This is a genomic window from Nocardia thraciensis (genome assembly GCF_054782435.1).
Map to the genome: position 1 here is coordinate 64,509 of NZ_BAAGSM010000018.1, position 14,396 is coordinate 78,904.

Here is a 14,396-nt window from a genome sequence, read left to right on the forward strand (position 1 = left end):
GTGACAAAAGGGGCCGTGCACCGTCACGAAGGACGGCGCACGGCCCCTGTCGCGCGATCGCTCAGGCCGAGGCGGCCAGCGGCCGGTCGTAGGCCGGTTCGGCGATCGGCTCTATCGCGAAGGCCAGGATGTCGGCCACGTCGGCCACGGGCCGGACATCCAGCGCCGCGAGCACCTCGGCCGGGACCTCGTCCAGATCCGGCTCGTTGCGCGCCGGGATGAACACGGTCTTCAGGCCCGCCCGCTGCGCGGCGAGCAGCTTCTGCTTCACGCCGCCGATCGGCAGCACCCGGCCGTTCAGCGTGACCTCGCCGGTCATGCCGACGTCCCCGCGCACCTGCCGGTCCAGCGCCAGCGACACCAGGGCGGTAACCATGGTGACGCCCGCCGACGGTCCGTCCTTGGGCACCGCGCCCGCCGGGAAGTGGATGTGGATGTTGCGGTCCAGCATCTTCGGCTCGATGCCGATCTCTTCCAGGTGTGAGCGGACGTAGGTCAGGGCGATCTGCGCGGACTCCTTCATGACGTCGCCCAGCTGGCCGGTCAGGGTCAGCGAGCGCTCGCCCTCGGCGGCATTGGCCTCGATGTAGAGGACATCGCCGCCCGCGCCGGTGACCGCCAGGCCGGTGGCCACGCCGGGAACGGCGGTGCGCTCCACCGAATCCGGGGTGAACCGGGGGCGGCCCAGATAGTCGGTCAGGTCGTCCAGGCCGATGATGAGCGGATCGGAAGGTGCGGGCGCGGAACCGGTTTCGGTCTGAATCAGGGCGTCGTAGCCCAGTTCCGGGTCGTACCCCAGCGTCGGACTGTCACCGGACGACGGTCCCGATTCGGGGATCGATCCCTCCGACAGCCGGGTTGCCGCCTTGCGCAAGGCTTTTGCGATCAACCGCTCCATCTGGCGAACACCGGCCTCCCGGGTGTAGTTCGCCGCGATCTCGCGCAACGCCTCCTCGCTGATCGAAACCTCCTCCGGCGTCAGCGCATTGCGTTCCAGCTGCCGCGGCACCAGGAAGTCGCGGGCGATGGCCACCTTGTCGTCCTCGGTGTAGCCGTCGACCGTGATCAGTTCCAGGCGGTCCAGCAGCGGGCCGGGAATCGTCTCCACGACGTTCGCGGTCGCGATGAACAGCACGTCCGACAGGTCGAGGTCCAGATCCAGATAGTGGTCGCGGAAGGTGTGGTTCTGCGCGGGATCCAGCACCTCGAGCAGCGCGGCCGCCGGATCGCCCCGGAAGTCCGAGCCGACCTTGTCGATCTCGTCCAGCAGGACAACGGGATTCATCGACCCCGCCTCCTTGACCGCGCGCACGATGCGGCCGGGGAGCGCGCCGACGTAGGTGCGCCGGTGCCCGCGGATCTCCGCCTCGTCCCGCACGCCGCCCAGGGCGACGCGAACGAACTTGCGGCCCAGGGCCCGTGCCACGCTCTCACCCAGCGAGGTCTTGCCGACGCCGGGCGGACCGGCCAGCACCAGCACCGCGCCGGAGCCGCGGCCGCCGACGACCTCCAGGCCGCGCGCGGCCCGCCGGGCCCGCACCGCCAGGTACTCGACCATGCGGTCCTTCACCTCGTCCAGCCCGTGGTGATCGGCGTCCAGCACCGTACGGGCGGCCGAAATATCGGTCGAGTCCGTGGTTTTCACGCCCCACGGCAGGTCCAGCACGGTGTCCAGCCAGGTGCGGATCCAGCCCGTCTCCGGGCTCTGGTCGCTGCCGCGCTCCAGCCGGTCGACCTCGCGCAGCGCCGCGTCGCGGACGCCTTCCGGAAGATCCGCGTTCTCGACCCGGGTGCGGTAGTCGTCGGCGCCGTCGGGCTCGCCCTCGCCCAACTCCTTGCGAATCGCGTTGAGCTGCTGGCGCAGCAGGAATTCGCGCTGGGACTTTTCCATACCCTCGCGCACGTCCTCGCTGATCTTCTCGGTGACCTCGACCTCCGCGATGTAGTCGGTGGTCCACCCGATCAGCTTGGTCAGACGCGTTGTGACATCGGGGGTTTCGAGCAGTTCGCGCTTCTGCTCGTCGGACAGGTAGGGCGCGTAGCCCGCGGTATCGGCGAGCGCGGAGGGATCGGTCAGCCGGTTCACCACATCGATGACCTGCCAGGCCTCGCGGCGCTGCAGGACCGAGACGACCAGCTTCTTGTATTCGGCGGCAAGCTCCTTGGTGCGGTCGTCCGGCTCCGCGCCCTCGACCTCCTCGGCCTCGACCCACAGTGCGGCGCCGGGCCCGGTCACCCCGTGCCCGATCCGGGCGCGGCGCTCGGCCTTGAGGACCGCGGCTGGGGCGCCGCCGCGCATCCGGCCGACCTGCTCGATGGTGGCGACCACGCCGTAGGCGGCGTAACCCTCGGTCAGGCGCGGCGCGAGCAGCACCGACTCCAGGTTCGCGGCACGCGCGGCATCGATGGCGGCCTGGGCCGACTCGTCCAGCTCGATCGGGACGACCATGCCCGGCAGCACGACCGGGTCGGTCAGGAACAACACCGGTAGACGTTGTGGGGTACTCACAGATTCAGCCCCTTCCAAAGCGTGCCCTGGAACTCTTCTCATCCAAGGTTGAGCGTTACCTACTCAACCCGGCGGCTCCGGATGTTGTTCCGAACCCGGTGTTCGCCCCCGGCGAAACGGGTCTTCGGGCAGGCAGAGCGCGGCGAACCCCCTTCACCCGCAACGACAGTTCCGCCGACGCCGCCACGCCGGAGCCCCACCCGTTCGGGCCCCTCGCGGGCCCACCGCGAGACTACGATGGCGGCCGACGGGATTCGCCGGACGACGAGGAGCTGGGCCGATGCTGGCAGGACGACTGCACCTGGGATCGAACCGCCGACTACAGCTGGACGAGGTTCCGGTGCCCGAGCCCGGTCCGGAGCACGTATTGATCAAGGTCGAGGCGGCCGGGGTGTGCCTGTCGGACGTGCACCTGATCGACGGGATGCTGACGCCGCTGTTCCTGAACGGCGACGTGGTGACACTGGGCCACGAGGTGGCCGGGACGGTGCACACGCTGGGTCCGGGAGTCACCGGCGTGAAGGTGGGGGACCGGGTGTTGCTGCAGGCCGGAGAGCAGCGCAACGACCAGGTCTTCACCCGCGGCGTCGACTACGACGGCGGCTGGGCGGAGTACACGCTGGCCCGCCTCGACACCCTGGTCCCGATCCCGGACGATCTGCCCTTCGAACAGGCCTGCTTCATCCCCGACGCGGTATCCACGCCGTGGGCGGCCATCACCGCGACCGCCCAGGTCCGCCCGGCGGAACCGGTCGGCGTCTGGGGTGTCGGCGGGCTGGGCGCGCATGGCGTGCAGTTGCTGCGGCTCATCGGCGCCGCGCCGATCATCGCGGTCGACCCGCTGCCCGCGGCCCGGCAGCGCGCCCTGGAGCTTGGCGCCGACCTGGTCTTCGATCCCGCCGAGCCCGATCTGCGCCGCAAGATCTACGCCGCCACCGACGGCGCCGGTCTGGCCGCCGCATTCGATTTCGCCGGGGTCGAGGCGGTCCGCGAACAGGCCGTCGTGTGCCTGGGCCCGGCCGGTCGGCTGGTGCTGGTGGGCCTGACCGACAAGCCGATCACGATCACCGGCGGTACCGCGTTCAGCTTCTTCCAGCAGCAGCTGCGCGGGCACTACGGCTCCACCCCCGAGCACGTCGTCCAGCTGGTGCAGCTGCAGCGGCGGCACCGCATCGACTTCGCCCGCTCGGTCAGCGCCGTGCTGCCGCTGGCCGATGCGGAGAAGGCCGTGCACGCGCTGGAATCCAAGCAGGGCAACCCGATTCGGATCGTCCTGAAGCCGTAGCGTCCGACGGGGAGACGTCTCGTCGATTCCCCATCCGCCCCGCGTTGACACTTGATCGGAACCGATGAGAATGTTCTAGTCCCGACATCTCACCATCGGCTCTAGGGGGACCCGCACGATGACGACGCTGGCCGGTGGGGTGTTCATCGATTGGGAACAGCTGACCGGTCAGTCCAAGTTCGTCGTGGACCTGGTGACCTTTCCGATCTTCAGCGCGATCGCGGGCTGGCTCACCAACTGGACCGGCGTGCTGATGCTGTTCTGGCCACTGCTGTTCCGCGGCGTCCGGATTCCCGGCCTGCCACTGCTGTACCCGTACTTCCCGCGCCGGGTGCAGGTATTGCCGACATTCTCCGGTGACGGCAAGCGGCTGGGTTTCCAGGGATTCATTCCGGCGCGCGCGGAGAAGATGGCCAGCATCTGCGTCGATATGGCGATCATGCGGATCGGCAGTCCCCGGGACTTCATCCACGAACTCGATCTGGAGGGCATCGCCGACTACATCGCGGAGGTGGCGCGCAAACAGGTCCGGCCGATCGTCGACGACGTGATGTACCGCGAGAACCCGGATCTCTGGCGCGCGATTCCCCGACCGGCCCGGCAGATTCTCTATCAGCGGGTGGAGCGCGAGCTGCCGGATCTGACCCGGCGCGGTTTCGAGCGGCTGGGCGACAATGTCGATCAGCTCATCGATATCAAGAGCTTCGTGATCCGGTACCTGCAGGCCAACCCGCACATCCTCAAGGACCTCACCACCACGATAGCGGCCCCGGAGCTGCGATTCATGGTGCGCATCGGGCTGCTCGGCGCTCCCTTCGGCGTACTGCTGGCGCTGTATCTGCAGGTGCACCACAGCATTCCGGTCCTCGGCTGGATCCCGGCCTGGGTCGTCATCCTCACGGCGGCCGCGGCGATCGGCGTGATCGTCAACGTCATCGCGATCAAGATGGTGTTCGAGCCGGGCGACCCCCAGCCGCGCTACAAGTACCTGTGGAAACAGGCGCTGCTGGCCAAGCGGCAGCCGCAAGCCGCCGCCGACCTCGCCCACATTCTCGCCTACCAGGTGCTGACGCTGCCGAATCTGGCCGAGGAACTGCTGGACGGGCCCAACGGCGACAAGACCCGCCAGCTGATCGAGCACCTGATCGCGGACGAGATCCATCACCAGCTCGGCCGCACCACCTCGGTGGTGCGCGCGGCGTTCGGCCGCCGCCAGTTCGACAACCTCAAGGTGGGCGCCGCGGGGGCGGCGGTCGGCCTGGCGCCGAGCCTGGTCGAGGACGAGATGTTCGCGAAGGAACAGGCCCAGAAGATCGATGAGTTCGCCGCCCGCAAGCTCAAACAGCTCACGCCGGGCGAGTTCATGGAGATGTTCTACGCGTCCGTGGAACAGGACGCCTGGCTGCTCTACCTGCACGGCGCGGTACTGGGCCTGGCCGTCGGCGGCGTACACCTGGTGCTCTTCGGCTGGTGAACCAATAACAAGCACGCGTGCTTGCATTTTTCTGGCCCGGTTGCGATGCTGAACCGCGGGCCGATCAGCCCCGCACGGGTGCGCACAATGGCGTGCGCACCCCTCGATCGAATTCGGGCTGTACGAGTTGAGGTAGGGACAACATGGCGGACCTGGACGCGCTGCTGCGGGACTTCCTCGCGGAATGCGCGGACCTCGACGGTATCGTGGCGCCGCTGTCGCCGACGGACTGGCAGCGCGACACCCCGGCGGCAGGGTGGACCGTCGCCCATCAGATCGGCCACCTGACCTGGACCGACGAGGTCGCCACGGTATCGGCCACCGATCCGGAGGCGTTCGCCGCACTGGTGCGGGCTGCCGAACCGAAGGCGTTCACCTTCGTCGACGAGGCCGCGGAGGCGGCCGCCGCCACACCTCCGCCGGACCTGCTCGACCGGTGGCGGCGGGGCCGGGTCGCCCTGGCCGAGGCGGTGCGCGCCCTTCCGGCCGGAGTGAAACTGCCCTGGTTCGGGCCGCCGATGAGCGCGGCGTCGATGGTGAGCGCCCGGCTCATGGAGACCTGGGCGCACGGCCAGGATGTGGCGGACACGCTCGGCGTGACCCGCACTCCCACCGCGAGGTTGCGCAATATCGCGCATATCGGCGTGCGCACCCGGAATTTCGCGTACATGGTGCACGGCCGCACCGCGCCGGCCGAGGAGTTCCGGGTCGAGCTGGCCGCACCGGACGGCACGACCTGGACCTGGGGCCCGGCCGGGGCCACGCAGCGAATCACCGGTCCGGCCGTAGACTTCTGCCTGCTGGTGACGCAGCGTCGCCACCGTGACGACCTGGCGCTCACCGCGCTCGGCGACGAGGCCGCGGACTGGCTCACCATCGCGCAGGCCTTCGCGGGTCCCGCGGGCTCGGGCCGGGCCGCGGGTCAATTCGCCTGATGCCTGCTGCGATCGGCCGGAATGCACTGGTACATCGAGTGACGGAGCGTGGAGCTGGCGGGCGCCGACTTTGGGTGCGCCGTGCCTGTGCCGACCGGACGCCGTTGGCCGGAGGTTTGTCAGATGGCAGTCGAAGCAGACGCTCCGCCAGCTAAGAGACTGTTTACCCAGGTGTTGTCGACTGGAAACACCGGCAATACAAAGAATTCTGGGTTATCCCGACGATCGGGAAATTGCCTATCAGCAGCGGCGATTGCCGGATTCAGGACTGGATTTGGCACCTGGGGAACCGCTGGTGCACGGCACGCGTTGTGATCTTGACCGCAACCCGCCGGGAACGTACTCGGCGGCACAGTAACCTGGACGTGCGTACGACTTTCAACGGTGCGGGTCGACGCCGCAGGGGACCCCCAGGGGAGAGGGAAAGGAACGCACCGTGATGTCGCAACACCCGGCGACGCACCGTCGCACGGCCCAGATCTTCCAGCACACCGCCGTCGTATTCGCCGGTATGGCGAGCATCGGACTCACCGTGGCGGCAGGCACCTACATCGTCAATCAGATCGCCGATTCCACCCATCGACCCGCGCCCGGACCCGCGGCACCGATCGCCGCCGCACCGGCCGGGGACGCGATGACCGAATCGCCCAGCGCCGCAGCCATTGTCGGCGTGGTCGGGCTCCGGGCCGAATCCCGCGCGCTGCCGCCCGTCGCGCCGGTCCCCGGAGCACCGGCGCCGATCCAGCTGCTCGACCGCGCCGTGGCGCCCACCGCACCGGCGCAGAGCGCCGTGACCCCGACCGGCGTGAACGGGCGGGTGGGGCTTTTCGGCGGGACCTATGTGGGCGCGAATGTCGCCACCACCCAACCGGATTCGGTCTCGATGACGGTGGATACGAACGTGTTCGCGGCGCTGTCCCGGCGGCTGGGCGAACGCCCCGGGGGCACGCGAGACGACGTGACCCGGTTCCGCACCGACCTCGACACCAAGCACGGCGAGGTCACCGTGGCGGTCTCGGATCCGCTGCTGGGACAGCACGACGTCCAGCTGCAGCGCCACGCCCGCCCGGCTCCGGCGCCGAACCCCCTCGGGCACACCGGCGTTCCGGTCGGCACCGAATCCGGCACACCCGATACGGCCGAATCCGATCACCCCGCACCACAAGGGTCCGGCTTCACGGTGGCGTGAGGCCGACCTGCCGCGCGCCCGGCCCTGGACCGAGTAGCGACGGTCCGGCCGTGGCGGGTGGCGCGGCTGTGTGAGACTGCCTGGCGTGTACGACTACTGCGTGATCGGGGGCGGGATCGTCGGGGTGGCGACCGCACATCGGATACTGGAGTCGCGGCCCGGTGCGAGCCTGGTGCTGGTGGACAAGGCCGCGTCGCTGGCCGCGCATCAGACCGGGCACAACAGCGGGGTGATCCACTCGGGCATCTACTACGAGCCCGGCAGCCTCAAGGCCCGGTACTGCCGCCGGGGGGCGCGGTGGACCAAGGAATTCGCTGCCGCACACGACATTCCGTACCGGGTGTGCGGAAAGCTGCTGGTGGCCACGGATGCCGCCGAACACGCCCGGATGCTCACGCTGTACGAGCGTTCGGTCGCCAACGGCGTCGCGGTCGAGAAGATCGATGGGGCCGAACTGATCCGGCGCGAACCGCACGTCACCGGCGTGGGGGCGCTGTTCGTACCCGATACCGGCATCATCGACTTCACCCGCGTCACCGAGGCGCTGGCCGACCGCGTGCGCGCCGCCGGCGGCACGATAGCGCTCGGCACCGAGATCACGGCGATCGACGAGAATTCGGACGCCGTAACGATTTCCGGTCCGGCCGGGAGTTGGCGGGCCCGGCGGCTGGTCGCCTGCGCCGGACTGCAGGCGGACCGCCTGGCCCGGCTCGCCGGACTGCGGATCGACCTGCGCATCGTCCCGTTTCGCGGCGAGTACTACCAGTTGCCGCCCGGGCGCGCGGATTTGGTGCGGACGCTGATCTATCCGATCCCGGATCCCGATCTGCCGTTCCTGGGCGTACATCTGAGCCCGACCATCGACGGCGCGCTGACAGTCGGGCCGAACGCCGTGCTGGGCCTGTCCCGCGAGGGCTACCGCAAGGGCAGCATCGCGCTGCGCGACGCCCGGGAAGTGCTGGGCTACCGCGGTTTCCACCGGGTCGCGGCGGCCAACGTCCGAACCGGCCTGCGGGAACTGCGCAATTCGCTGTTCCGGCGCGGTTACCTGGCGCAGTGCCGGAAGTACTGCCCCGACCTGACGATCGACGATCTGCTGCCGCGCGAGGCGGGCATCCGCGCCCAGGCCGTGCTGCCCGACGGCACGCTGGCGCACGACTTCCTGATCGAGCGCACGCCACGCTCGGTCCACGTCCTGAACGCGCCGTCCCCGGCGGCCACCTCGGCCCTCCCGATCGCCGACCACATCGTCACGCAATTGGACAATTGATCTATTGCCGATATCCGTTCATTAAAGAGGATTTCTGTAGTACTTTTATCGGCAGCCGTGGAACAGGGAGTATGCCTATGGGCCACATCAGGTACGCGAGCGATATCGGTGCGCCGGTGGAGGTTGCTTTCGCATACGCAGGCAACCATATGTTCGTGCCGGACTGGATGTTCGGTGTCGCAGCCTTCGAGCCGGTCGGCGAGCCCGGCCACGGGCCCGGGATGCGGTTCACCGCCACGCTCCGGCTGCCGATGTGGCATCCCACGGTCGAGTGTGAGGTCACCGAGTACCGCCACCACGCGGTCATCGGATTCACGCTGCGCAGGCGCCGGCCGGGGAAGGTGGCGCCTGCGCATTCGCACCCGGGGCCACCGGATTCCGCGCTGGGCACCCTGACGCTGCGCTTCGATCCGCTCGGCTACGGCCGCTCCGCGCTCACCTCCGAGGCCGACTATCACTCACCCACCGGCTTCGCGGGGCGCCTGTGCGGCAGACTCGTCGACGCCGTGCTGCACTCGGCGGTGCGGCGCAGCGAATCGCGATTGCGCAGGGGGATCGAGGAATTCCACGACGCCGATCTTGTCGGCCGGATTGCGTAGGGTACCGACCATGATCATCGTGAGCACCGACGGATCCTGCCTCCGCAACCCGGGCGGCGCCATCGGCTGGGCCTGGGTGGGTCATCAGGGCAGCTCGGCCAGCGGCGGCGCCGCCAGCGGCACGAATCAGGTGGCCGAGCTACGCGCGGTGCTCGAGGCGATCGTCGCGCACCCCGGCGCGGAACCGCTGCTCATCGAGAGCGATTCGCTGTACGCGATCAAGTGCGCCTCGGAATGGATCTCGGGCTGGCGGCTCAACGGCTGGAAGACCTCGACCGGCGGCGCGGTGAAGAACGTCGAACTCGTCCGGCACATCGATCACCACATCGCCACCCGCCCCGGGCCGGTTCGGTTCCGCTGGGTGCGCGGGCACGTCGGCAACTATTTCAACGAGCAGGCCGACAAGCTCGCGGGCGAGGCGGCGCGGGCGGCCGCCGCGGCGACGGACGCGGTCGCCTCGGGCATCGCCGACCTGCCCCCGCTGGCCGCGACGGAGCCGATCGGCGCACCAGAACCGAAAAAGACCGCCGCACAACCGAAATCCCGCCCCAAGCCCGTGGATACGGACGCCTTCACACTCTTCTGACCCCGCCCGCTGGTCATCGGTCGGCCCCGGCGACGCTCCTCCTCGCCGGACCGAATGCGATCACGGCCGAGACCACGCACACCAGCGCGACCGATTTCGCCTACCGCATCGGATTTCCGAGTTCGCTGTGGACGAGACCGCGACGCTCGGTTACCCGATCCCGGTGCTCGGCCGAATCGCCGACGCCCTCCTCCGCGTGGCGCTGCCGATTTCGGACATGCGACGCCATGTGCGTGAGGAGGGCGCCAATCTGGCTGGATTGTTCGAACCCTAAGGTCAGCCGCCCGGCTGCGGCGCGGGGGCCTGGCCGCCCGGAGCCGGTTCGCCGCCGGGGGCGGGGATCGGGCCCATATCGTTCATCATGGGCGACTGGAAGCTCGAGGCGAGCCACTTGTCGCCCTTCTTCTCCATCGTCGCGACCACGCCGATGGTCATGTGCTGCGGCTGGGGGGTGGCCGCCTTCGACTGGTTCTGGGTGATCAGCATGATGATGGTGGCCTTGCTGTCGTCACCGGACTCCCAGGCGCAATGGATCTCATCGATGCCCGAACGCGCCTGCGCCTGCGTCGTGATGTCCTTCAGCGCGGACGAGGCGGCGTCGAACTGGGTCGCCCAGTCGCCGGTGGAGCGATCCTTCACGCGCTTGACGTAGTCGTCGAAGTTCTTCGCGTCGTAGGTGCCGACCTGCCGACCGAAGTCGCAGGCCGCCTTGGTCGATTCGTCGCGCGCGTCGAGCTGGTCGCCGCGATCGCTGGCCTGCATCCAGAACACCACCACCGCGGTGATCGCCGCGACCAGCAGCACACCCGCGGCGAAGGCGGCCGCAATCGGCAGCCAGCTCGGGCCGCCGCCGTTCGACCGGTCGGGCGCTGCCTGCGCCCCCGGCCGCGCGGTCGGCTCGGTTGTGCTTTCGGCCGTCACGTCCGCGTCTGTGCTGTCTTGCGGCCGATCGGCCTCGGCTGCCGCCTCGGTAGTCTTCTCGTCCTTGGCAGCGTCATCTTCGGACATGAACTGATCAGTCACTTTCCCGGCGTGCTCGACACACCGAATAGCCGGATCGGCCCGGACGAGGTCCGGGCCGGACGGAGTCTGTCAGCGAGTATGCCCGCATCGGCGGTGTCGCCGCCGATGCGGGCCCACGCTCATCGCACCGGCGGTGGGGTCCGGTCGTTCGGATCGGCCCCCGCCGGCATCTGTGCGCCATTGTTGGGTATATCGGGCCGCGGCGCATTCGCCGAACCGCGGATCTGCTGATCCGGCGGCGGGTTCGTGCAGTAGTTCCACTTCGGCAGTGTGCCGTCCTGGACCACGTAGGGCGCGGTGGGCGCGTTGTTGTACTGGCAGAACGGCCGCGGCCAGATATCGACAATGGTATGGAACTCGCCGTCGTGTGCCGGGACGCCCATCGCCGAACTGCCGATGACCAGCGACGGGAACAGCGCCCGCAGGGCGGGTTTGCGCAGTTGCGCCGCCTTGGTGATCGCGGAGAAGTTCGCCGCCAGGCTGGTGATCGGATCGGCCGTCTTGTCGAGCACGGCCCCCAACTGCTGCATCTGGCCGGGCGCCGAATCCAGGATCCCGCGCAGCTCCTCGTCGGCCTTGCTGAACTGATCGAACAGCGTCTGCGAATTGCTGGTCAGAGTGCTCAGATCGGGCTGCGCCAGGGCGGTGGTGGACGCGATCGTCTGCAGATTCGCGAGGAGATTGGTGGTCTGCGGAAGCAGGTTGTCCAACCCCGTGCTCACCACGCTCAACGCGTCGATCATGCTGCGCAGCTGATCGGGCCCGCCGGACAGGGCGGTGTCCAGCTCGGTCAGGACCGTGCTGTAGCGGTCGGGATCGATCTGGGCGATGAAATCGCTGGCATTGTCGAGCACCGAGTACACCGGGGTCGGGGTCGTCACCCGCTGCGCATCGAACGCGATGACCGCCCCGTCGGCCAGGAACGGCCCCTGATCGGTGTCCGGCCGGAAATCGACATACTGCTCACCGGCGCCGGACAACGCCTGCACCGCGACCCGGGTATCGACCGGAATGCGGTACTTGCTGTAGATCTCGGCTTCGGCGGCGATCCCGGCGCCGTGGTCGGTCAGCTTGATGGAGTTGACCTTCCCGACCCGATATCCGCGCAGCGTCACATCGTTGCCCGGCTGCAGGCCGCCCGAGCGATTCAGGCTCACCGTGACCGTGTAGGTGGACTGCAGCGGATTGACCCGCATCACGCTCACCAGCAGATACGACGCCCCGATCACGAAGGCGACGACCAGGCCCAGGCCCGACAGCAGCAGCTTGTGCTGCTTCAACCAGTTCATCGGTGGCCCCCCGTCACTCGGCCGTACACGATCTGCAGCACCTGGATCAGGCTGCCCACCATGTCCTGGGCGTCGCGCAGGTCGAAGAACTTGCTGTGCGCCGGATCGGTGATCAAGCCGACATCGAGATTGGTCAGGGTCGCGGCGACCGCGAGGGTGTTGCCCTTGAACGACGCGTCCACACCGGGCCGCACCTCGTGCATGGCATCCAGCAGGGGAGCGAAGTCGTTCCTCGTCTCCGCCAGGGCGCCCATCAGCTTGTGCACATTGTCGAGTAGGTCCGACAGCTGATCGGAGGTCGTGTTGGCGTAGTCGCCGAGGGCGGCGCTGGTGGTGGACACCTTGGTCAGCAGGTCACCGATCTGCCTGTTGTTCTCGGCGATGGTGCCGATCATCGACGGCAGCGTGTCGGCGACCTGGCCCAGCTCGTTGTGCCGCGACTCGATGGTGTTGGCCAGCGAACTGAAACCGTTGAGCGTGCTGTCGATCCGATCGCTGTTCGCATGCAGTGTGGTGGTCACGCTGGTCATCTGCCGGATCAGGTTGGCCAGTTGCTCCGGGCGGCCGCCGACGATCGAGTCCAGCTCCGCGGTCACCTTGGTCAGCGCCGCCAGGCCGCCGCCGTTGAACAGCGTCGAGACCGACAGCAGCAGTTCCTCGACGGTCGCACCGGCCGAGGTCTGGCTGACCGGGAGGGTGTCGCCGTCGCGCAGCATCTCGCTTCCCGGTTCCGCCTTGGGCATGGCCACCGCGACGAAGACGTCGCCGAGCGGAGTGGCCTGGCGCAGCTCGGCGGTGGAGTTCTTCGGGAGCTGAATATCCTTGCGAATGTCCAGATCGACGATGGCCTGGTAGTTCTTCGTCTCGATGTGGGTGACCACGCCGACGTCCGAACCGCCGATCTTCACCTTGGCCTGATCGGGCAGATTGAGCGCGTTGGTGAAGACCGCCTGCACCGTATAGGTGTCCCCGCCGGGGCCCGGCTTGGGCAGCGGCACCTTGTCCACGGTGAGGCCGCAGCCCGGGACCGCCAGCACGGCGGCCGCGGCCGCGAACACCACCGTGTTGCGCCGCGTTCGGCTAAACCGACTGTGCGACAAGAGTTTCGGGATCATTTCGCCATTCCCATCGATGCCGCGGTCAATTCGTCATCCCCATCAGCGCCGCGGTCAACCCGAGATCGGGTCCGAGGTCTTCGACCTTTCCGGTTCGGCAGCCGTCCGCACGCATCTGGATCCGCTCGCAGAACAAGCTGACGATCTCGCCCGACAGCGAGGTGCCGAGCACGCCACGCAGCCGGACGAAGCGGCGGTTCCGGTCCATCACCCGATCCAGGTTCTGCAGCAGCAGCGGAGCGACATCGACGACCTCCGTGACGCCGGCGGCGTTGGCGCGCAGCTGATCGGTGACCGCCGTCAGGCCGGTCAGGCTGGACGCCAACTGATCCTGGTATTCGTTGAACACACCGCTGGTGTTGTTCAGGAAGTCGTTCATCTGGGTCAGCGTCGCCTGCAGGCCCGGCGCCTGCTCGGCCAGCAGCGAGGTCATCTGGGTGACCTGATCGCTGAAGTCCCGCACCGACTGGTCGTTCTCCGCCAGCATCGTCGTCAGCTCGTTCAGCTTGACGATGATGGTGGCCACCGCGTCCTTGTTGTCGACGCCCACCTTCAACGCGCCCGACAGCGCGTTCAGGGTGTCGCGGATCTTTTCGCCCTGCCCGTTGACCATGTCGTACAGCAGGGTGCCCGACATCGGGCCCTCTTTCTGGCCGGGCGGGGGCTTCAGCGCCTCGGCGAACTGATCGATGGTCTTGATCACCGTGTCCAGCTCGACCGGGGTGCGGGTCTGCTCGACGGTCAGGTGCGCGTCGTCCGGCAATTCCGGCCCGCCGGTGTAGGGCGGGCTCAGCTCGATATGCCGGTCGGTCACAACGGATTTCGTCATCAGCGATGCGGTCACGTTCTTCGGCAGCTTGACATCGCCGTCGATGGTCATGAAGACCTCGGCGTACAGACCCTTGGGCACGATCTTGTCGACCTTGCCCACCTGCAGCCCGAGCACCATGACCGGGTTGTTCTCGTACATGCCCGCGATATTGCGGAAGTCGGCGGTGATGTGGGTGGTCGCGCCGACCGCGTCCTGGACGTCGGTGGGCACGAGCGAGCAACTGCCCACCGCCAGCGCGACGACGCCGATCGCGGCCGCCTTCGCGGCGCGCAGCCGGGGCTTGGTCATTC

13 protein-coding genes are annotated in these 14,396 nt (G+C 68.4%); 8 read left to right on the forward strand and 5 right to left on the reverse strand.

Annotated features, from left to right (window positions below; translation table 11 throughout):
• Positions 1-61: 61 nt before the first annotated feature.
• Entirely contained in the window at positions 62-2,485 is a 2,424-nt protein-coding gene (lon, locus tag ACYVLQ_RS09735; RefSeq protein WP_460697429.1) for an endopeptidase La, read from the reverse strand.
• A gap of 304 nt (positions 2,486-2,789) precedes the next feature.
• Between lon and ACYVLQ_RS09740 the strand changes: the two genes are divergently transcribed.
• The 8 genes from ACYVLQ_RS09740 to ACYVLQ_RS09775 all read left to right on the forward strand — a co-directional run bounded on the left by ACYVLQ_RS09740 (position 2,790) and on the right by ACYVLQ_RS09775 (position 10,121).
• On the forward strand, positions 2,790-3,794 hold the full coding sequence (locus ACYVLQ_RS09740; protein WP_460697075.1) for a zinc-binding dehydrogenase: 1,005 nt from the start codon (positions 2,790-2,792) through the stop codon (positions 3,792-3,794).
• 118 nt (positions 3,795-3,912) lie between these two features.
• Positions 3,913-5,268 carry a hypothetical protein gene (locus ACYVLQ_RS09745; RefSeq protein WP_460697076.1) on the forward strand — a complete coding sequence of 452 codons (1,356 nt, stop codon included), beginning with the start codon at positions 3,913-3,915 and terminating at the stop codon, positions 5,266-5,268.
• Positions 5,269-5,411: 143 nt separating this feature from the next.
• The gene (locus ACYVLQ_RS09750; protein WP_460697077.1) at positions 5,412-6,203 is read left to right on the forward strand and encodes a TIGR03084 family metal-binding protein; all 792 of its coding nucleotides are present in this window, start codon (positions 5,412-5,414) and stop codon (positions 6,201-6,203) included.
• A 436-nt stretch (positions 6,204-6,639) separates the two neighbouring features.
• On the forward strand, positions 6,640-7,392 hold the full coding sequence (locus ACYVLQ_RS09755) for a hypothetical protein (RefSeq protein ID WP_460697078.1): 753 nt from the start codon (positions 6,640-6,642) through the stop codon (positions 7,390-7,392).
• A 76-nt stretch (positions 7,393-7,468) separates the two neighbouring features.
• Positions 7,469-8,662, forward strand: a complete 1,194-nt coding sequence (lhgO, locus tag ACYVLQ_RS09760; RefSeq protein ID WP_460697430.1) for an L-2-hydroxyglutarate oxidase — start codon at positions 7,469-7,471, stop codon at positions 8,660-8,662.
• A 77-nt stretch (positions 8,663-8,739) separates the two neighbouring features.
• Positions 8,740-9,261, forward strand: coding sequence for an SRPBCC family protein (locus tag ACYVLQ_RS09765; protein ID WP_460697079.1), 522 nt, complete (start codon positions 8,740-8,742; stop codon positions 9,259-9,261).
• 10 nt (positions 9,262-9,271) lie between these two features.
• On the forward strand, positions 9,272-9,847 hold the full coding sequence (locus tag ACYVLQ_RS09770; protein WP_460697080.1) for a ribonuclease H family protein: 576 nt from the start codon (positions 9,272-9,274) through the stop codon (positions 9,845-9,847).
• Positions 9,848-9,974: 127 nt separating this feature from the next.
• Entirely contained in the window at positions 9,975-10,121 is a 147-nt protein-coding gene (locus ACYVLQ_RS09775) for a hypothetical protein (protein WP_460697081.1), read from the forward strand.
• A 2-nt stretch (positions 10,122-10,123) separates the two neighbouring features.
• Here ACYVLQ_RS09775 and ACYVLQ_RS09780 read toward each other — a convergent pair whose 3' ends face one another.
• From ACYVLQ_RS09780 to ACYVLQ_RS09795, 4 genes are all read right to left on the reverse strand, one after another.
• The gene (locus tag ACYVLQ_RS09780; protein ID WP_460697082.1) at positions 10,124-10,855 is read right to left on the reverse strand and encodes a hypothetical protein; all 732 of its coding nucleotides are present in this window, start codon (positions 10,853-10,855) and stop codon (positions 10,124-10,126) included.
• Positions 10,856-10,989: 134 nt separating this feature from the next.
• Positions 10,990-12,159, reverse strand: coding sequence for an MlaD family protein (locus ACYVLQ_RS09785; RefSeq protein WP_460697083.1), 1,170 nt, complete (start codon positions 12,157-12,159; stop codon positions 10,990-10,992).
• Positions 12,156-13,220 (reverse strand): MCE family protein, encoded by a 1,065-nt coding sequence (locus tag ACYVLQ_RS09790; protein WP_460697084.1) that lies wholly within the window; start codon positions 13,218-13,220, stop codon positions 12,156-12,158. The genes ACYVLQ_RS09785 and ACYVLQ_RS09790 overlap by 4 nt, the downstream gene beginning before the upstream one ends.
• Before the next feature lie 79 nt (positions 13,221-13,299).
• Positions 13,300-14,394, reverse strand: a complete 1,095-nt coding sequence (locus ACYVLQ_RS09795) for an MCE family protein (RefSeq protein ID WP_460697085.1) — start codon at positions 14,392-14,394, stop codon at positions 13,300-13,302.
• Positions 14,395-14,396 lie beyond the last annotated feature (2 nt).

Bases quoted from the DNA above. Each gene is read 5' to 3' on its own strand.
- ACYVLQ_RS09795 (WP_460697085.1), bottom strand. From the start codon at position 14,394: ATGACCAAGCCCCGGCTGCGCGCCGCGAAGGCGGCCGCGATCGGCGTC.
- ACYVLQ_RS09740 (WP_460697075.1), top strand. From the start codon at position 2,790: ATGCTGGCAGGACGACTGCACCTGGGATCGAACCGCCGACTACAGCTG.
- ACYVLQ_RS09770 (WP_460697080.1), top strand. From the start codon at position 9,272: ATGATCATCGTGAGCACCGACGGATCCTGCCTCCGCAACCCGGGCGGC.
- ACYVLQ_RS09780 (WP_460697082.1), bottom strand. From the start codon at position 10,855: ATGTCCGAAGATGACGCTGCCAAGGACGAGAAGACTACCGAGGCGGCA.
- ACYVLQ_RS09745 (WP_460697076.1), top strand. From the start codon at position 3,913: ATGACGACGCTGGCCGGTGGGGTGTTCATCGATTGGGAACAGCTGACC.
- ACYVLQ_RS09785 (WP_460697083.1), bottom strand. From the start codon at position 12,159: ATGAACTGGTTGAAGCAGCACAAGCTGCTGCTGTCGGGCCTGGGCCTG.
- ACYVLQ_RS09750 (WP_460697077.1), top strand. From the start codon at position 5,412: ATGGCGGACCTGGACGCGCTGCTGCGGGACTTCCTCGCGGAATGCGCG.
- ACYVLQ_RS09765 (WP_460697079.1), top strand. From the start codon at position 8,740: ATGGGCCACATCAGGTACGCGAGCGATATCGGTGCGCCGGTGGAGGTT.